15 protein-coding genes and 1 pseudogene are annotated in these 18,116 nt (G+C 67.9%); 8 read left to right on the top strand and 8 right to left on the bottom strand.

Translation table 11 applies throughout. The annotated features are described in order from the left end of the window. Position 1 precedes the first annotated feature (1 nt). Positions 2-1,315 (top strand): acetyl-CoA C-acetyltransferase, encoded by a 1,314-nt coding sequence (locus KXC42_RS20375; RefSeq protein WP_006552665.1) that lies wholly within the window; start codon positions 2-4, stop codon positions 1,313-1,315. 231 nt (positions 1,316-1,546) lie between these two features. After that, entirely contained in the window at positions 1,547-4,222 is a 2,676-nt protein-coding gene (locus KXC42_RS20370) for a VanW family protein (protein ID WP_257605899.1), read from the top strand. A 230-nt stretch (positions 4,223-4,452) separates the two neighbouring features. On the opposite strand, the gene KXC42_RS20365 is transcribed toward KXC42_RS20370, so the two are convergent. Both KXC42_RS20365 and KXC42_RS20360 read right to left on the bottom strand, forming a co-directional pair. After that, the gene (locus KXC42_RS20365; protein ID WP_006552663.1) at positions 4,453-6,288 is read right to left on the bottom strand and encodes an acyl-CoA dehydrogenase; all 1,836 of its coding nucleotides are present in this window, start codon (positions 6,286-6,288) and stop codon (positions 4,453-4,455) included. A 97-nt stretch (positions 6,289-6,385) separates the two neighbouring features. Beyond that, on the bottom strand, positions 6,386-6,994 hold the full coding sequence (locus KXC42_RS20360; protein WP_219129491.1) for a bifunctional 2-polyprenyl-6-hydroxyphenol methylase/3-demethylubiquinol 3-O-methyltransferase UbiG: 609 nt from the start codon (positions 6,992-6,994) through the stop codon (positions 6,386-6,388). 163 nt (positions 6,995-7,157) lie between these two features. On the opposite strand from KXC42_RS20360, the gene KXC42_RS20355 reads away from it, so the two are divergent. Beyond that, complete coding sequence (locus KXC42_RS20355; RefSeq protein WP_064852312.1) at positions 7,158-8,180, top strand: beta-ketoacyl-ACP synthase III; 1,023 nt, start codon at positions 7,158-7,160, stop codon at positions 8,178-8,180. A 41-nt stretch (positions 8,181-8,221) separates the two neighbouring features. Further along, complete coding sequence (locus tag KXC42_RS20350; protein WP_024102037.1) at positions 8,222-8,929, top strand: HNH endonuclease family protein; 708 nt, start codon at positions 8,222-8,224, stop codon at positions 8,927-8,929. Positions 8,930-8,945: 16 nt separating this feature from the next. Here the strand turns inward: KXC42_RS20350 and KXC42_RS20345 are convergent, their stop codons facing one another. Both KXC42_RS20345 and KXC42_RS20340 read right to left on the bottom strand, forming a co-directional pair. Continuing rightward, positions 8,946-11,066, bottom strand: a complete 2,121-nt coding sequence (locus KXC42_RS20345; protein ID WP_219129490.1) for a thiamine pyrophosphate-dependent enzyme — start codon at positions 11,064-11,066, stop codon at positions 8,946-8,948. Positions 11,067-11,075: 9 nt separating this feature from the next. Then, positions 11,076-11,327, bottom strand: a pseudogene (locus tag KXC42_RS20340) (cytochrome P450); the annotation flags it as partial. 85 nt (positions 11,328-11,412) lie between these two features. On the opposite strand from KXC42_RS20340, the gene KXC42_RS20335 reads away from it, so the two are divergent. Genes KXC42_RS20335 through crcB form a run of 3 tightly spaced genes read left to right on the top strand, consistent with a single transcriptional unit; the run spans position 11,413 to position 13,123 of the window. Beyond that, on the top strand, positions 11,413-12,312 hold the full coding sequence (locus KXC42_RS20335; protein ID WP_006552657.1) for an alpha/beta fold hydrolase: 900 nt from the start codon (positions 11,413-11,415) through the stop codon (positions 12,310-12,312). Then, positions 12,297-12,758, top strand: a complete 462-nt coding sequence (locus KXC42_RS20330) for a CrcB family protein (RefSeq protein WP_219129488.1) — start codon at positions 12,297-12,299, stop codon at positions 12,756-12,758. The genes KXC42_RS20335 and KXC42_RS20330 overlap by 16 nt, the downstream gene beginning before the upstream one ends. Next, positions 12,755-13,123 carry a fluoride efflux transporter CrcB gene (crcB, locus tag KXC42_RS20325; protein ID WP_006552655.1) on the top strand — a complete coding sequence of 123 codons (369 nt, stop codon included), beginning with the start codon at positions 12,755-12,757 and terminating at the stop codon, positions 13,121-13,123. Before KXC42_RS20330 ends, crcB begins: the two co-directional genes overlap by 4 nt. Here crcB and aroD read toward each other — a convergent pair whose 3' ends face one another. The 3 genes from aroD to KXC42_RS20310 form a co-directional block, all read right to left on the bottom strand. Then, the gene (gene aroD / locus KXC42_RS20320) at positions 13,124-13,894 is read right to left on the bottom strand and encodes a type I 3-dehydroquinate dehydratase (RefSeq protein ID WP_219129487.1); all 771 of its coding nucleotides are present in this window, start codon (positions 13,892-13,894) and stop codon (positions 13,124-13,126) included. Positions 13,895-13,936: 42 nt separating this feature from the next. After that, positions 13,937-15,580, bottom strand: coding sequence for an MDR family MFS transporter (locus KXC42_RS20315; RefSeq protein WP_006552653.1), 1,644 nt, complete (start codon positions 15,578-15,580; stop codon positions 13,937-13,939). Between the two features lie 117 nt (positions 15,581-15,697). Then, the gene (locus KXC42_RS20310; RefSeq protein ID WP_024102029.1) at positions 15,698-16,021 is read right to left on the bottom strand and encodes a hypothetical protein; all 324 of its coding nucleotides are present in this window, start codon (positions 16,019-16,021) and stop codon (positions 15,698-15,700) included. 110 nt (positions 16,022-16,131) lie between these two features. On the opposite strand from KXC42_RS20310, the gene KXC42_RS20305 reads away from it, so the two are divergent. Next, positions 16,132-17,706, top strand: coding sequence for a hypothetical protein (locus KXC42_RS20305; RefSeq protein WP_219129486.1), 1,575 nt, complete (start codon positions 16,132-16,134; stop codon positions 17,704-17,706). A gap of 4 nt (positions 17,707-17,710) precedes the next feature. Here KXC42_RS20305 and KXC42_RS20300 read toward each other — a convergent pair whose 3' ends face one another. Continuing rightward, complete coding sequence (locus KXC42_RS20300; RefSeq protein ID WP_016696235.1) at positions 17,711-18,091, bottom strand: hypothetical protein; 381 nt, start codon at positions 18,089-18,091, stop codon at positions 17,711-17,713. Between the last annotated feature and the right edge of the window lie 25 nt (positions 18,092-18,116).

Here is an 18,116-nt window from a genome sequence, read left to right as displayed (position 1 = left end):
AGTGACCACCAAAGCCCGTTCCACGCAGCAGCGCCGTGTCGCCGTTCTCGGAGGCAACCGGATCCCGTTCGCCCGGTCCGACCGCAAGTACGCCCGCGCGTCCAACCAGGACATGTTCACCGCCACCCTCGACGGTCTCGTCGGCCGCTTCAACCTGCAGGGTGAGCGCCTCGGTGCCGTCGTCGGCGGTGCGGTCCTCAAGCACGCCCGCGACTTCAACCTCGTCCGCGAGAGCGTGCTCGGCAGCGCGCTGAGCCCCTACACCCCGGCCTGGGATCTCCAGCAGGCCTGCGGCACCGGCCTGCAGTCGATCATCGCGGTCGGCGACGCCATCGCCGCCGGACGGATCGAGGCGGGTATCGGCGGCGGCGTCGACACCACCTCCGACGCCCCGATCGCCGTGAACAACCAGCTCCGCGAGTTCCTGCTCTCCCTGAACCGGGCCCGCACCACGGCCGACCGGGTCAAGCTGCTCGGCAACGTCCGCCCGTCGATGCTCGGCATCGAGATCCCGCGCAACGGCGAGCCGCGTACCGGCCTGTCGATGGGTGAGCACGCCGCGATCACCGCCAAGGAATTCGGTGTCTCCCGCGAGGCGCAGGACGAACTGGCCGTGGCGAGCCACCGCAACATGGCCGCCGCCTACGACCGGGGCTTCTTCGATGACCTCGTCACCCCGTTCCTCGGGCTGACCCGCGACGACAACCTGCGTCCCGACTCGTCGGTCGAGAAGCTGTCGACGCTGAAGCCGGTCTTCGGCACCAAGCTGGGCGACGCCACCATGACCGCCGGTAACTCGACGCCGCTCACCGACGGCGCGTCGGCCGCGTTGCTGGCGAGCGAGGAGTGGGCCGCCGAGCGTAAGCTCCCCGTGCTTGCCTACCTCGTCGACTCCGAGACCGCCGCGGTCGACTACATCCACGGTGGCGACGGGCTGCTCATGGCGCCCACCTACGCCATCCCGCGCCTGCTGCAGCGCAACGGCCTGACCCTGCAGGATTTCGACTTCTACGAGATCCACGAGGCGTTCGCTTCCGTGGTGCTCGCCACCCTCCAGGCGTTCGAATCGGAGGAGTACTGCAAGGGCAAGCTGGGCCTCGACGCCCCGCTCGGCTCGATCGACCGCAGCAAGCTCAACGTCAACGGCTCGTCGCTCGCGGCCGGCCACCCGTTCGCCGCGACCGGCGGCCGGATCGTGGCCTCGCTGGCCAAGATGCTGCACGAGAAGAAGCAGGAGACCGGCAAGCCCGTCCGCGGCCTGATCTCCATCTGCGCCGCAGGTGGACAGGGTGTGACGGCGATTCTCGAGGCCTGATCGATACCCCTCGGAAGTCGTTGAGAGAGGAAAGTTCCGTTCGGTGTGTAACGCTCCGCGACGGACAGCGATAGACCCATCGACCCCGCGCTGCTGCCTGACCCCCGACCTGGTAGCAACGCGGGGTCTTCGCATTCCGGGCGCAGCCGCTCTGAACCGGGGCACTACCCTTGAAAGCAGGTAGTCGGCGCGCGAATTCGAAGGCGTGCCCAGCTTTGCGAAGGGATCTGGGTGAGCGGCAGCAACGGGACCGACGAGTCCCCTCACGAGCACGACGACGCACGGACCGAGAACATCGGTTCGTCGCCGGAATCCGCTCGTGAGGGTGAAGGCGCGTCGGCTCCTACCGAGCGGTTCGAAGCGGTCGATCCTCACCGGGACGTGGCCGAGGCGAAGGCGAGCAGTGTCACCGAGTCGCAGGCGAGCAGTGTCACCGAGTCGCAGGCGAGCAGTGTCACCGAGTCGCAGGCGAGTGATGTGACCGAGTCGCAGGCGAGTGATGTGACCGAGTCGCAGGCGAGTGATGTGACCGAGTCGCAGGCGAGTGATGTGACCGAGTCGCAGGCGAGTGATGTGACCGAGTCGCAGGCGAGCAGTGTCACCGAGTCGCAGGCGAGTGATGTGACCGAGCCGCAAACCGAGGCCCAGGCTGCCTCGCAGGCTCCCACAGAGGTCCGAGCCGATGGCACGAACCAGGCGGCTCCCACCGGTGCTGACGAACCCCCGACCCAGAAGGTCCATCCCTCGGAGGAGCCCACCGCGGTCATCCCGGTCGTCGCGCCGGGAAACCGGGCACCGGGTGACGGATCGTCCGCCGCCACCGATCGGCTCCTCCGTTTGCAGGGGGAACAGAACCCGGCACAGCCCGGTCCCGAACAGGCGGGGGCTCCCGTCCCACCCACGTCGACGGCAATGCCCTCGGCCGCCCACCCGCCGCAAGGCGACCAGCCGACCCAGCAGATGCAGGCGGGTCCGCCGCCGCAGGGACCGCCTCCTGTCACTCCTCCGCCCACCGGCGGACCGCGAGGTTCCGGCGGAGACGGCGACGAACCGGGCAAGCCTGGATCGAATCTGCCCCGGCGCACGATCGCGCTCGTCGTCGGTGGCGTCGTCGCACTGTTCGCCGTGTTCTACGTGGCCGATCTGGCGTTGTCGTCGGGCAAGGTGCCGCGCGGTGTCACCGTCGCAGGTGTCGAGATCGGCGGCATGTCGCTCGACGCGGCGGAGGCAGAGCTCACCGAACAACTGACGCCGCGGCTCGACATGCCCGTCGACGTCACCGCCGGCGACACTCAGGGGCAGATCGTGCCCTCGGAGGCCGGGATCGGGATCGACTGGCCCGCGACCCTCGACCAGGTGGGTTCGCAGCCGCTCAATCCGTTCACGCGACTCGCGTCGTTCTTCGGGAACGACGAAGTCGGCGTGGTCTCCACACGCGACGAGGTCGCCCTGTCCGCAGCCATCGAAAAGGCCGCCGCTGCCGCCGCGCACGAACCGCGCGAGGGCAACATCGTCTTCGAGGACGGCACACCCGTTCCGGTGACGCCGCAGCCCGGCCAGCAGCTCGACGTCGCAGTCGCGGGCGACGTCTTCGCCGAGCGCTGGCCGTACGGTGATGTCTCGCTGCCCGTCGAGAGCGTCGACGTCACCGTCACCCGCGAGGGCCTCGACCGGGCGCTGGCGGAGGTCGCCGTTCCGGCCGTGGCACAGGATCTGGTCGTCCGGGGACTCGACGGGGCCGTCGGTGTGCTGCCGCGCGATGCGGTGGGCGCTGTCCTGTCGTTCGTGCCGGACGGCTCGGGCGGACTCGAACCGCAGTACGACACCGAGGCCGCGATCGGCATCCTGGCGCCGCAGCTCGCCCCGTCGGAGACCGAACCGAAGGATGCGCGGATCGTCCTCGACGGTGGTCGTCCGACGATCGTGCCCAGCGAGACCGGCGAGATGGTCGACTGGCCCGTCACCCTCGAGAGGTTGCCCGACCTGCTGAAGGAAGAGGGCGACCGCAGCACCGACGCGGTGTACAGGAAGGCCGAACCCGAACTCACCACCGAAGGCGCCGAGAAGCTCGGCATCAGGGAAGTGGTCTCGGAGTTCACCACCAGCGGCTTCGAATACGCTTCCGGCGTCAACATCCGGCTGGCCGCGCAGGAGATCAACGGCGCCATCGTGAAGCCGGGGGAGACCTTCTCCTTCAACGACTACACCGGTCCGCGTGGTGCGGCGCAGGGGTACATCGAGTCGGGCATCATCGAGGCCGGACGTCCCGGTAAGGCCGTGGGCGGTGGCATCAGCCAGCTCGCGACCACCCTCTACAACGCGACCTACTTCGCCGGGATGGAGGACGTCGAGCACACCGAGCACAGTTACTACATCTCCCGGTACCCGACGGCCCGGGAGGCCACGATCTACGACGGCGCCATCGACCTGAAGTTCCGCAACCCGTTCGACACGGGCGTCCTGATCCAGACGATCGGCACGAGCTCGGACATCACGGTGCGAATCTGGGGCACCAAGACCGTCGACGTCCAGTCGGTCACCGGCAACCGCACGAACTTCACCTCGCCCAACACGATCACGTTGCCCGCCGGTTCGGCCTGCATTCCGTCGAGCGGCGCGCAGGGCTTCACCGTCACCGACACCCGGATCGTCACCGACGCACGGACGGGCGCGCAGATCTCGAGCGCGACCCGCACGGTCCGGTACGACCCGGTCCCGATCGTGAAGTGCATCAGCCCCGAACCGGAACCGAGCGACGAGCCCTCGGGCGGCGGCGACGCGACCTCCGGCGACACCGGATCGGAGGACGCCGAGGCCGAGGACGCACCGGCGCCCGCACCCGAATCGCCTGCGGCCGAAGCGCCGGCAGTCGAGGCACCTGCAGCGGGTGGAACCGAAGAGGAGTAGCGGACGTCCTCGAAACTTCGGGGAGGTTGTGTGCGGTTCCGGTGAAGGAACACGCACACAACCTCCCCTTACTTCGTCACTCCGGAAGCGGCACCACGTCGGGGATCTGGCCGTCGAGGATGCGGAGCTGCTCCCGAGAAACGACGAGACCGACGTCGTGTGCGAAATCTGTGGGGAAATCGCGCACAACGTCGGTCTCGTCTATCGCGCTACCGCCGTGAGCGGTTCGATCAGAACGCTGCTTCGTCGAGCTCCATGATGTCGAGGTCGACGTCGGTGATGATCTGACGCGCGACGCTCAGCTCCGGCAGGACGTTCTTGGCGAAGAAGGACGCGGCCGCGACCTTGCCCTCGTAGAACGCCTTGTCCGAGGCATCGACGCCGGCGTCGAGCGCGGAGAGAGCGATCTCGGCGTGCTCGAGCAGCAACCAGCCGATCATCAGGTCGCCGAACGCCTCGAGGAAGCGGACCGAACCGAGGCCGACCTTGTACAGCTCGGTGGGCTGTTCCTGCGCACCCATGAGGTACTGGGTGAGCGTCGCGACCATCGTCTGGGTCTCGCCGAGCGCGGTGGCCAGGAGCGTGCGCTCCTTCTTCAGACGCTGGTCGGCGTCGTCGCGCTCGACGAACTTCTTGATCTCACCGGCGATGTGGGCGAGCGCCACGCCACGGTCGCGGGCGATCTTGCGGAAGAAGAAGTCCTGCGCCTGGATGGCCGTGGTGCCCTCGTACAGCGAGTCGATCTTCGAGTCGCGGATGTACTGCTCGATCGGGTAGTCCTGCAGGAAGCCCGAACCGCCGAGGGTCTGGAGCGAATCCTTCAGGTACTGGTAGGCCCGCTCGGAGCCGCAACCCTTGACGACCGGCAGCAGCAGGTCGTTGATGCGGTGCGCGAGAGCGGCGTCGGCACCCGAGACCTGCTCGGCGACGACGTCGTCCTGGTGCGCCGCGGTGTACAGGTACACGGCGCGCAGGCCCTCGGAGTAGGCCTTCTGCATCGCCAGCGAACGCCGCACGTCCGGGTGGTGCATGATCGACACGCGCGGGGCGGTCTTGTCGGACATCTGGGTCAGGTCGGCGCCCTGGATGCGCTCCTTGGCGTAGTCGAGGGCATTGAGGTAGCCGGTCGACAGGGTCGCGATGGCCTTCGTGCCGACCATCATGCGGGCGTGCTCGATGACGTCGAACATCTGTGCGATGCCGTTGTGGACCTCGCCGACGAGCCAGCCCTTGGCCGGAACGCCGTGGCCACCGAAGGTGACCTCGCAGGTCGCGGAGGCATTGAGGCCCATCTTGTGTTCGACGTTGGTGACGAACACGCCGTTGCGCTCGCCCAACTCGTCCTTCTCGAAGTCGAAGTGGAACTTCGGGACGAAGAACAGCGACAGGCCCTTGGTGCCGGGGCCGGCACCCTCGGGGCGGGCGAGGACGAGGTGGAAGATGTTCTCGAACAGGTCGTCGGAGTCGGCCGAGGTGATGAACCGCTTGACACCTTCGATGTGCCAGGAGCCGTCGTCCTGCTTGATCGCCTTGGTGCGACCGGCGCCGACGTCGGAACCGGCGTCGGGCTCGGTGAGGACCATGGTGGCGCCCCAGCCGCGCTCGACGCAGGTGGCGGCCCACTTCTTCTGCTCATCGGTGCCGTTGTCGTAGAGCACGCCTGCGAAGGCGGGGCCGGCCGCGTACATGAAGGCCGCGGGCTGGGCGCCGAGCATCATCTCGTTGACGGCCCACAGGAGGCTGCGCGGTGAGTCGGTGCCGCCGAGCTCCTCGGGGATGCCCATGGACCAGTAACCGGCGTCCCACCAGGCGCGGAACGACTTCTTGAACGGCTCGGGAAGCGACACCGAATGGGTCTCGGGGTCGAAGACCGGCGGGTTGCGGTCGGCGTCGGCGAAGCCTTCGGCTGCCGGCCCCTCGGTCAGTGTCTTGACCTCGGCGAGGATGCCGCGCGCGGTGTCCTCGTCCAGGTCGCCGAACTTGCCTGCTTCGAGGACCTTCTGAATCTTCAGGAACTCGAAGAGGTTGAACTCGAGGTCGCGGAGGTTGCTCTTGTAATGGCCCATGTCGTCGGTGTCTCCCAGTGTGGTGCGGTCCAGCTGGCTTCAAGTACCGCCCAAGTTATTACTCGTCGGTAACATCTCCATGTTACTCGTCGGGCAACTAACTGCCAAGAGGTGGTTTGCTCGCCACGACGAGCGCGTCGATCGCGGTTCCTGCATCGGTTTCCCGATATCGCCGTTCGGCAATCCTGATGTCCAATCTGCCGTCGATTTCCTCGACGAGATCGGTTGGTGTGTAGAGGATTTCCTTGTCCTGGGGTCCGCCCACTCCTTCGTCGGGATTTATTGCGTCGTGCCCCAGGAATATGAGGATTCCTTCAGGTTTCAGTGAATTGATCGCGTGGTCGAGAAGCGCCTTCCGCTGTGGCGGAGGAAAATGCAGGAAGACCGAGAGGATCAGGTCATACTCTCCGTCGAACGAGTCGATCGTCACATCCGCGCGGACGTAGCGGAGCCGGTCTCGTGAGCGGGACGGCGCCTGCGCAGCGACCTGCCGGGCCTTGTCGAGGGCGACCTCGGAGAAGTCGACGCCCACGACTTCCCATCCGCGCGTCGCCAACCACAGGGAGTGACGACCTTCACCGCAGCCGAGATCGAGGGCGCGACCGTGCGGTAGCGACGTCACGTGTTCGACGATGACCGGATTGGGCGGCGCGCCCCAGATCAGTTCCGACGCCGCGTACTTCTCGTTCCAGGCCTGTGCATCCATGACCGCGACGCTAGCCTCGCGTGGCGATTGGGACCCCCGCTTGCGGTGAGGGTTACGGAAGCGCATCGTCGGGGTAGCGCTGTGACGAAATCGTGACCTGCGATATCGTTGACCGGATGCGATGTGCCGACACGCGGTACGTCGAGGAGGAGGAGTTCGTCTGATGGGTGCACAGATCGCTGTCCCTGCCCCGCTGAGGAACAGCGCGCTGCTCGGTCTGGGTGTGCACCGCCCCGAGCGCATCGTCACCAACGACGAGATCTGCCAGCAGATCGACTCGAGCGACGAATGGATCCAGTCGCGGTCCGGCATCAAGGAGCGCCGCTTCGCGAAGCAGCATCCGGAGGAGTCGGTCGTCGACATGGCGACGAGCTCCGCCGAGCAGGCCCTCGTGGCCGCCGGCCTCACGGGTGCGCAGATCGACACCGTGATCGTCGCGACCTCCACCTACCCCTTCCAGACCCCGCAGGCGGCAGCTCTCGTCGCCGACCGCATCGGCACCGGCGGCGCCGCGGCGCTCGACATCCAGGCCGGCTGCGCGGGCTTCTGCTACGCCCTCGGTGTCGCCTCCGATCTCGTGCGCGCCGGAACGGCCGAGCACGTGCTCGTCGTCGGTGTCGAGCGCATGAGCGACACCACCGAGCCCACCGATCGCTCGGTGCGCTTCATCTTCGGCGACGGGGCCGGTGCCGTGGTCGTCGGCCCGTCCGACGAGGTCGGCGTCGGTCCCACCGTCTGGGGCTCCGACGGTTCGCAGGCCAACGCGATCCGTCAGGAACCCGACTGGGTCGATTTCGCCACCAACCCGGACCAGAAGCGTCCCTGGATCATCATGGAGGGCACCGCGGTCTTCCGCTGGGCCGCCTTCGAGATGAGCAAGTTCGCCCGGCAGATCGCCGACAAGGCCGGCGTGGCCCTCGCGGACCTCGACGCCTTCGTCCCGCACCAGGCCAACCTGCGCATCAACGACGTCATCGTCAAGCAGCTCGAACTGCCCGAGACCGTCGCGGTCGCCGACGACATCATCGAGACCGGCAACACCTCCGCCGCGTCCATCCCGCTGGCGATGGAGAAGATGCTACGCACCGGCCAGGTCGGGGTCGGATCCACCGCGCTGCTCCTCGCGTTCGGTGCCGGCCTGTCCTATGCGGGCCAGGTCGTGAAGATGCCCCCGCTCGGGAAGTAGGAAGCAGCGGTAGCAATACGACTTCGTAGCAGTATCGACATATGGCGAGTATTCGCACGTCGTCCGTTCCCCGTTGGGTCTGGATCCTGTGCTTCGTCGTGGTCTCCGTGGCCGTCGTCCTCCTCGAACCGATGGGGGACGACGAGCCGGGCGGTACCGGCGGGGGCACGGTCGAGAACCCCTCCGAAGCCCTCGAGGCGCTGGAGGCACTGCCCGTCCGGCCCGCCGAATCGCAGAGCGGCTACGACCGCTCGCTGTTCGGCTCGGCGTGGACCGACGAAGTGACCGTCGACCTGGGGCGCAACGGCTGCGACACTCGTAACGACATCCTGCAGCGCGATCTCGTCGACGTCTCCTTCGAGCCCGGGAAGAAGCAGTGCACGGTCACTGCCGGCACGCTCGAGGACCCGTACACGGGGAAGACGATTTCCTTCCGTCGCGGGGTCGAGACCTCGTCCGCCGTGCAGATCGACCACGTCGTCGCCCTGTCGGATGCGTGGAAGAAGGGCGCCCGCCATCTCGACGACCAGCAGAAGCGGAATCTTGCGAACGATCCGCGCAACCTGATCGCCGTCGACGGCCCCACCAACCAGGGCAAGGGCGACTCCGACGCGTCGGAGTGGCTGCCGCCGAATACCGCCTTCCATTGCGAGTACGTCGTGCGGCAGATCGAGGTGAAGACGACCTACGAACTGTGGGTCACCCAGGCTGAACACGACGCGATGTCGCGGATCCTCTCCTCCTGCTGATACCGCTTCCTGCTGATCACGCCTCCAGCAGGGCCCGCGCGATGTCGTCCTCCGACATCAGTACGTGCGCCGCGGCCGGCCCGAGGGGCACGTAGCTGTCGTGGGAGGTGACCCGCGTGATCCGGCCCTGCCACGCATCGTCGACGAGCGTCGCGACGACCGATTCCGCGACACCTCCGCTGCGGCGCGTCTCGTCGACCACCACCACGCGCTCGAAGCGGCGGACGTGTTCGAGCAGCGCGGTCGTCGGCAGCGGCGACAACCACTGCAGGTCGAGGACGGTTGCCGCGACTCCCGCGCGACGGACGGCACGCAGACTCATCGGCACCCCGTTCCCGAAAGTCACCACCAGCACGTCGCGCCCGTCGCCGTAGACGCACACCGATCCCGGTGGAAGCCCGGCGGTGTCGGGGATCTGCTGCCACAGTCCGTCGCCCTCGTCGTAGAGGTCGCGCCGGTGGTACAGCGCGATCGGTTCCAGGTAGACGCACACCCGGCCCTCCTGACGAGCCAGCTCGACGCACGTGCGCAGCAGGGCGCCGGCCGTGGCGGGTGAACTCGGCACGGCCAGCACGAGACCGGGGATGTCGCGCAGCACGGCGACGGAATCGTCGTTGTGGAAGTGCCCGCCGAAGCCGCGCTGGTAGGGCAGGCCAGCGATGCGCACGACCATCGGATTGCGGTACCGCCCGTCGGAGAAGAACGCCAGACTCGCCGCCTCCCCGCGCAACTGGTCCTCGGCGTTGTGCAGGTAAGCCAGGTACTGGATCTCCGGGATCGGCAGCATGCCCGCGACGGCGAAGCCCAGCGCGGTGCCGAGGATCGTCTGCTCGTCGAGCAGGGTGTCGAACACGCGCAGGCGCCCGAAGCGCTCCTGCAGCCCTCGGGTGACGCCGTAGACCCCGCCTTTGAGGCCGACGTCCTCGCCGAACACGCAGGCGTGGGGATCCTCCTCGAGGAGCTGTCCGAGCGTGCGGGTGACGGCCCGGGAGAGCGTGAGCGGTTCACCGGCAGGATGCGGATCGTCGTCGACGAGCACGAGCCCGGATTCGAGCGGGCGCATCACGTCGGCGGCGGTCGCCAGTCGCGGCGGCCGGGTCAGTGAGTCCGCGACGGAGCCGACCTCGACCCGTATCCGCTCGTACCGGTCGAGAACCCCTGCCGCATCGAGCATTCCGCGTGCGACGAGTTCACGGGCCGTACCCACCAGTGGGTCCCGCTCGTGGTCCGCGGCAAGATCCGACGGGCTGCGGTAGGCCGACTCGACGTCGGAACCGGCATGGCCGAGGAAACGCACTGCCCGCACGTGCAACAGGACCGGAGCCCGGGTCGTGCGCACCGTCTCCACGGCATCGGTTGCGGCAGCGAGCATCTCCACCGCATCGGCGCCGTCCACCGACCGGTACTCGATCCCCGGATACGACGACAGTGACCGCTCGAGCCAGCCGGGCGGGGTGGGCACACTGATGCCGAGTCCGTTGTCCTCACACACCAGCAGCAACGGCAACGGCAACCCGCGGTGCCGGCAGTAGGCGGCCGCGTTCAGGGCGCCGACGGCCGTCGAATGGTTCGCCGAGGCATCACCGAAACTGCACATCACCACCGAATCCCACGGCCACGCTGCGTCGAGCCCGAGTCGCTGCATCCGCGGTAGCGCGAGGGCGAGACCGACGGCCCGCGGCATGTGCGAGGCGATGGTCGACGTCTGCGGCAGGATGTTCAGGCCGGCGTTGCCGAACACCTTGTGCCGGCCCGCCGAGATCGGATCGAGCGTGGACGCCGCACATCCGGCGAGCACGTCGCGGATCGGGGTGCTGTCCTCGACGAGCGACGCGCGAGCCGCGTAGAAACCGCCCGAACGGTAGTGCAGCAGAGCGGGATCCGTCACCCGCGTGCACAGGCCCAGCGCGGCGTTCGATTCGTGGCCCGCCGATGCGATGGTGTAGAAGCCTTCGCCGCGTCCCTGCAGGGTGCGGGCCGCGACATCGAGGTGCCGCGACTGCACCTGGGCGTCGAAGTACCGCACCAACAGGTCGTCGTCGACCCGCCGGTCGACCGGACGCGTCGGCGGTGCGTGCCCGGGCAGAGCGCGCACCGCGGTGACGAAACGTTCGTCGAGTTCGTCGGCGGCGGTCACTCCTTCTTTCTACGCCCGATCACCTCGGAAGGAGGTGGATCGGCCCCCGTCGTTCGGGAACGGCAACGACGTGAAGTTCATCGGCGCGACGTAGTCGGCCGGCACGTGCCAGCGGAAACGCAACAGCAGATGGTGCAGCACCGTCTTGGTCTCCGCTCCCGAGAAATGCATGCCCAGGCACCGATGCGCGCCACCGCCGAAGGGCGCCCACGCGTACTTGTGCACCTTGTCCTTGCGGCGCTCCGGCGAGAACCGCTCGGGAAGCGTGCATCACATCTCGGTTGCGTCGATTCGTCCCACGGGACGGTCGCTGGTCGGGCGTGCGGGTGCGTGCCATGCTGGCGCCATGGACGTCGAACGCCCCAAGCTCGAAGGCACCGTCGCGGTCGGGGAGGGCCGCCGGCTCGGTTTCGCCGAGTTCGGGTCGGCCCAGGGCCGCACGGTGTTCTGGCTGCACGGCACGCCGGGTGCGCGCCGCCAGGTTCCCATCGAGGCCCGCGCCTTCGCCGAACGGAACCACATCCGCCTCATCGGGATCGACCGCCCGGGGATCGGCTCGTCGACACCGCACATCTACGAGAACGTCCTCGCGTTCAGCGACGACCTGCGCATCGTCGCCGACACCCTCGGGGTCGACCGCATGGCCCTCGTCGGACTGTCCGGCGGCGGCCCCTACACCCTCGCCGCGGCCTATGCACTGCGCGAACGGGTCGTCGCGGCTGCGGTCCTCGGCGGTGTGGCACCGGTCGTCGGTCCCGAGTCGATCGACAGCAACCTGATGAAGCTGGGCGCCTTCGTCGCGCCGGCACTGCAGACCGCGGGCGTCCCCATCGGCGTGGCGATGAGCGCGGCGATCCGCGTGGTGCGCCCGTTCGCGTCGCCGATCATCGACCTGTACGGACGGTTCTCACCCGAGGCCGACCGCCGCCTGCTCGCCCGTCCCGAGTTCAAGACGATGTTCCTCGACGACCTGCTCAACGGCAGCCGACGTCAGATCTCCGCGCCGTTCGCCGACATCGTCGTATTCACCCGCGACTGGGGTTTCCGCGTCTCCGACGTGAAGGTGCCCGTGCGGTGGTGGCACGGCGACACCGACCACATCATCCCGATCGAGCACGGCCTGCACATGGTGGACCTGCTGCCCGACGCCCAGTTCCACCACCTGCCCGGCGAGAGTCATCTCGGGGGTCTCGGTGCGTCGGAGGAGATCCTCACTACGGTTCTGAAGTTGTGGGACCAGGACTGACCGAGGGCGAACGCCCGCTGCCGAGAGCGCTGCACCTGCGACCGTCGGCGCTGGCGGCGGTCGCCGTGGGCGGTCTGCTCGGGACGAGTGCCCGCTACGGCCTCGGCCGGTGGTTCCCCGTCGAGTCCGGGGGCTGGCCGGTCACGACCTTCGCGATCGACGTCCTCGGTGCGCTGCTGCTCGGATTCCTGCTCGAGGCACTGATCCGCATCGGTCCCGACACCTCCTGGCGTCAGGTGGTCCGGCTCGGGGTGGGCACCGGTGCGCTGGGCTCGTTCACCACCTACAGCGCGCTCGCGGTCGACACCGACCTGCTGCTGCGCGACGGTGAAATCGTCGCCGCGGCAACCTATGCGCTCGGCACGGTGCTCGTCGGCCTTCTCGCGACCGGCATCGGTGTCGCGCTGGGCGCGTGGTTCGGGAGTCGCCGAGCGGCACGGCGATGATCGCGGTGTGGGTGGCGTTGGCAGGCAGCGCCGGTGCGGTGACGCGGTTCGTCGTCGACAGTGCTCTGCGTGCCCGCTCCGGGTCGTCCCTGCCGTGGCCGACCGTGCTGATCAACGTCATCGGTTCGTTGCTGCTGGGGCTGCTCACCGGTGCGGTGCTGTTCCACGACGCCGCCGCGGAGTTGCTCGCCGTCGTCGGGGTGGGGTTCTGCGGTGGGTTCACCACCTTCAGCACGACCAGCGTCGACTCCGTCCGCCTGATCGTGGCGCGCCGCTACGGTGCCGCCTGCGCGATCGCGCTGGGCACCCTGGCGACCACGCTCATCGCGGCGGCCGCCGGGCTCGCTCTCACCGCCGTGTGGTGATCAGCGAGCGCGGTCGATGAGGCCGAGCACCGAGCGCAGTTCGTCGGCGTCGACCTGCCCGGGTGCCGAGGCGGTGCCGACCATCCCGAACGTCGCCGCCGATCCGAAGACCTGCCCGGCGATCCGCGACACCACGCCGATGCCGCCCATCGACATGGTGATCAACGGGCGGTCGGCGTGGTCCTCGTGCATGGTGCGGGTCGCGTCGAGCAGGGTGAGCACGTCGGCCGTCGACTGCGGCATGACGGCGATCTTGCAGATGTCGGCGCCGAGTTCCTGCATCTCGCGTAGCCGCGCGACGATCTCGTCCTTCGGCGGAGTGGCGTCGAAGTCGTGGTTCGACGCCACCACCGCAATACCGCAGGCGTGGGCCGCCGCGACGATCCGCTCGACGGCGGCACGGTCGCGGCGGTACTCGACGTCCACCAGATCCACCGCGCCGCTCTCGGCGAGTGCGACCGTCAGATCGGCGTACGCCTCGTCGTCGATCGCGATCTCGCCGCCCTCGTCGGCGGTGCGGCAGGTCGCGAGCAGGGGAGTGCCCTGCAACTGCTCGGACAACGAGCCGGCCTGCGCGACCACCGAGGCGACGTCGTCGACGGTGTGGAAGAAGTCCACGCGCCATTCGACGACGTCGGCCCGCTCGGCGACGGCCGCGATCTGTTCGCGCAGCGTCTCGGGGGTGCGGCCGGTGACGGGGACGAGGATCGTGGGTGCGCCTTCACCGATCACCACGTCCTTGACGCGAACCGGTGTGATCGTTCGTCCCACGTGCCGTCTCCGTTCCCTAGTCCGATGATCGGCCCTATTCGATCACGACCGCTTCGAACCGCTGTCCGCAGTGTCCGCACCGGACTCGGTCCCCTCGACGACCACGACGGCGTCGTCCTTCGCCGCCTTCGACGGGTCGGCGATCGCCTCGCCACGCGCGACCATGAGTGCTTCGTCGGAGAGCGGGATCTCCTTGATGAAGCACGCCAGGACGAATGCGATGAGCAGGAACGGGATGAGGTACCAGAACACCGGCGCCAGCGAGTCGGCGTAGGCGTCGACGATGCCTTCGCGGACGGGATCGGGCAGCAGCTTCATCGCCGCCGGATCGACGGTCGCGGTGGCCTGGCCGGCCTGCTCCGGTGTCGCACCGGCCGCGGTGAAGACCTCGACGAGCTTCTCCGCCAGGCGGTTGGTGAAGATGGTGCCGAAGATCGCTACACCGAGCGCCGCACCGACCTCACGGAAGTAGTTGTTCGAGCTCGTCGCGGTGCCGATCTCGTCGGCGGGCACCGCGTTCTGCACGATCAGGATGACGACCTGCATGATCAGGCCGAGACCCAGACCGAAGACGAACAGCATCGAGCAGATCACCCACAGCGGGGTGTCGCCCTCGAGGGTGGTCAGCCACAGCATGCCCGCCGCGGTGATGAGCGAACCGACGATCGGATAGATCTTGTAGCGCTGGGTCTTGGTGATGGCCAGACCCGAGCCGATCGAGGTGATCATCAGACCGGCCATCATCGGCAGCAGCAACAGACCCGAGACCGCGGCCGAGGTGCCCGACGACATCTGCAGGAAGGTCGGCATGAACGCGATCGCCGAGAACATGCCGAGGCCGAGGACGAAACCGATGGCCGTGGCGTTGACGAAGATCGAGTTGCGGAACAGCGACAGCGGGATGATCGGGTCCTGCGCCCGCGACTCGACGAGCACGAACAGGCACACGAACACCACGAGTCCCGCGCCGAACATCCACGTGAGCGGAGCGGTCCAGCCGCGATCGGCGTCGCCACCGAAATCCGTGAAGAAGATCAGGCAGGTCGTGGCGAGGGAGAGCGTGAGCACGCCGAGGATGTCGATCCGCTTCGTCGGCTTCTTCACCGGCAGGCGCAGCGCGAACCAGGTGATGACGAACGCGATGATGCCGACCGGCACGTTGATGTAGAAGCACCACTCCCACGTCAAGTGGTCGACGAAGAAGCCGCCGATCAGCGGGCCACCGACGGCCGACAGACCGAAGATCGCGCCGAGCGGGCCCATGTACTTACCGCGTTCGCTCGCGGGCACGATGTCGGCGATGATCGCCTGCGACAGGATCATCAGACCGCCACCGCCGAAGCCCTGGATCGCGCGGAAGACCACGAAGGTCCAGAAGTCGTCGGTCATCGAGCACGCCGCGGAGGCGAGGGTGAACACGCCGATCGCGATGAGGAACAGGTACCGGCGCCCGAAGACGTCGCCGAACTTGCCGTAGATCGGCATCACGATGGTCACCGCGAGCAGGTAGGCGGTGGTGATCCACGCCTGGTGCTCGACGCCGCCGAGTTGCCCGACGATCGTGGGCATGGCGGTGGAGACGATCGTCTGGTCCAGGCTGGCGAGCATCATGCCCGCGATGAGCGCGGAGAAGATGATCCAGATCCGTCGCTGGGTGAGAACCAGAGGTTCCGAAGTGGTGGTCACGGTGTTCCTGTCGGAATAGGAATATCGAGCTGTTAGGCGAAGGTGGCCCGCACAGAGGTGAGGCGATCGGAAATTGTTGCACTCGGTAACTTCTGCTGCAAGGCAATTTCCTCCAGGTCACTCGAACCAGGACCGCACGGGCGGTTTGACCCACATGATCTTCTCGTCCTCGTCGGTGCGGACCGCTGCCGGATGATCCGGGTGCTTCTGCGCCCACGCCGTCTTCTCGTCCATCAATCTCGCGGCGAGTTCCCAGGTCTCCATCGTCCGCGGCGGATGCGCATCCGCGGCCCGCGCCAGCTTGCGTCGCGTCTCGTCGGTCATGGCGAGCAGTTCGGCTCCCGAGATGCCGCGGTTCCATGCATACCGGGCCAGGGTCACGGCCTTGTCCCGCCGGTTCTTCTCGGCGCGATCGGTGTGGGCGAAGTCGGCGTCGCTCATGCTCCGAAGGTACGCGCCGGCCCGGACCGGGTTCACCGTCGACGATCCCGGATCCGGCCACGACGGTGCTGCCGTCTGTCTACCCTCGATGAGGGGGCCGAGGAGGCGTGATGACGGCCGACGAGATCCCGGAGGGCACACCCGACACGGTCGTGGCCCGTGCCGCCCGGCCGCCGCGGGTGCCGGTGTTCGACCCGACCCTCGGCATCGACGTTCCCCGGTCCTTCCGCGGCACACCGCCACACCGATTGGTGGCGCTCGGCGACTCCCTGCTGCAGGGCTTCCAGAGCGGCGCGATCTACAACACCGACGTCTCCGTCCCGGCGATCGTCGCCCACGAGCTCGGCGCCGATCTCCGATACCCGCGCTTCGGTGGACCGGGCGGACTGCCGCTGAACGTCGAAGTGCTGTTGCGCCGGATCGAGGAGCGGCACGGATCGACGCTCGAACCGTGGGAGCTGCCGACGGCGCTGTTCACGGCGCGCGGCTTCATGGACGAGGTCGAGGACTACTGGGAACGCGGACCCGGCGCGACACCACCGCTCGTCGGATATCTCCACAACCTGTCGTGTTTCGGCTGGGATCTGCGCGACGCGCTGCAGAAGACCGCCCGCGTCTGCGCCGAACGCATCGCCACACCCCGCGACGATCTCGTGCGGCAACTCGTCGAGAACAACGGGGAGCGGGCGGCGCTGTACGTCTATCCGAACACCGACGACCGGCGCCGCGAGATGACACTGTTCGACGTCGCGGCCGAACTCGGTGCCGAGCACGACGGCGACACCGAGGCGGGCATCGAGACACTCGTCGTCTTCCTCGGTTCGAACAACGCGCTGCAGACCGTCACCGAACTGCAGGTCGTGTGGAGCGGCGACGACTTCCGCGACCTCGACGCGAAACAGGCCTACACGATCTGGCGGCCCGAACATTTCGACAGCGAGTTCGCGGAGGTCGTCGCGAAGCTCCGCGACATCGACGCGCGGCACGTGGTGCTGTGCACCGTCCCGCACGTCACCATCGCTCCGATCGCCCGGGGGATCGGGACGAAGAACGGCTCGCCGTACTTCCCCTACTACACCCGGCCGTGGGTGGACGCGCGCCGCTTCGATGCGAGCCGCGACGAACACATCACCGGTGCGCAGGCCCGCATGGTCGACGCCGCGATCGACCTGTTCGACGAGACGATCACCGAAGCGGTCGCCGACGCGCGACGTGCCGGACTGGACTGGTATCTGCTCGACACCGCGGGCATCCTCGACCGCCTGGCCGCGCGCCGCTACGTCGACGACCTCGATGCGCGACCCGCGTGGTGGCAGCCGTACCCGCTACCGCCGGCGCTCGCCGCGCTCGACCCGGTACCGGACACGCGTTTCCTGTCGGCCGACGGTCACGGCGGTCGCGACAGCGGGGGATTGTTCTCCCTCGACGGTGTGCACCCGACGACGGTCGCCTACGGGATCCTCGCCCAGGAGATCATCGACGTGATGGTGCGTGCCGGCGTCGAATTCCGGTCGCCGAACGGAACGGTGCGAAACGGTCCTGTCGCCGTGGATTTCGAGCGTCTGCTCCGGCACGACACCCTTGTGTGTACGCCACCGCAGAACATCGATTCGACGCTGTCGATCCTGGGGTGGGTCGACGAGGTGCTCGACGTGTTCCGGGTGCAGTTGCGTTTCGGTCTGTGAGGGATCAGGTCAGGTTGATGACGTGAGCGTGTGTCGCCACGGCGTCCTGCATCTTCTTCCGCGACAGCGAGCGCGGACCGCATGCGCATCCCGACGGAATGGCGTCGTCCTCGAACTGCGTCACCTCCAGGGTGTCCACATACTCCGAATTGAGTGATGTGCCGTTGTGCGGTGTCGCTTCGCGGTCGCGGTTGCCGCGGCCGCCGGGACCGCTGCGGGAGACCACGACCTGACCCTCGGTGGTGTTGTACACCGCCGCTACGGTGTGGCCCTTGGGACAACGAACCTTGAGGACGGCCTTCTCGGTGCGCTGGGGTCCGAGTTCCTTCACTGCGGCGAGCGCGAGCTTGCGACGTTCGGTAGGGGGTGTCGTGGCGATATCCATTTTCCTATTCCACCTCACAGTGTCG

The sequence above is a fragment of the Rhodococcus sp. LW-XY12 genome, from assembly GCF_019317345.1.
Lineage (GTDB): Bacteria > Actinomycetota > Actinomycetes > Mycobacteriales > Mycobacteriaceae > Rhodococcus > Rhodococcus pyridinivorans.
This window is presented reverse-complemented; position numbering and strand designations above follow the sequence as displayed.